We start from the raw sequence: 312 nt of genomic DNA on the forward strand, positions 1-312 counted from the left end.
AGACCCGGTCTACCCGGCACCGAAACGAACTTCGCTTTGTTCACGGACGACTAGCTATTTTCGGTTAGGCCGTAGACTCATAAACGCGCAGCCACAGGCGTATTGATGCGAGTTGGACCATGGCCAAGAAGTTCTGTAAGCGCCGACGGAAGGCGGCGTTGACGCGGCGTCAGGTTGCCGCGCAGCAGCGCTTGTACTTCTTGCCCGAGCCGCAGGGGCATTGCTCGTTGCGACCTGTTTTGGCGGTCTGCATGGCACGGAGCGCGAGTTTCTTATCCTCGCGCATGAGCGCGAGCTTGCGCATTCCGACTA

The 312-nt window shown here is 59.3% G+C and carries 1 protein-coding gene; it reads right to left on the reverse strand.

Features of this window, described 5'->3' with window-relative positions:
* Window positions 1-169: 169 nt before the first annotated feature.
* A complete protein-coding gene (locus AX703_RS28835) occupies window positions 170-304 on the reverse strand; it encodes an SEC-C metal-binding domain-containing protein (protein ID WP_369820998.1) in 135 nt (44 codons plus the stop codon).
* Window positions 305-312 lie beyond the last annotated feature (8 nt).

It is taken from the genome of Novosphingobium sp. CCH12-A3 (assembly GCF_001556015.1).
GTDB classification, from domain to species: domain Bacteria; phylum Pseudomonadota; class Alphaproteobacteria; order Sphingomonadales; family Sphingomonadaceae; genus Novosphingobium; species Novosphingobium subterraneum.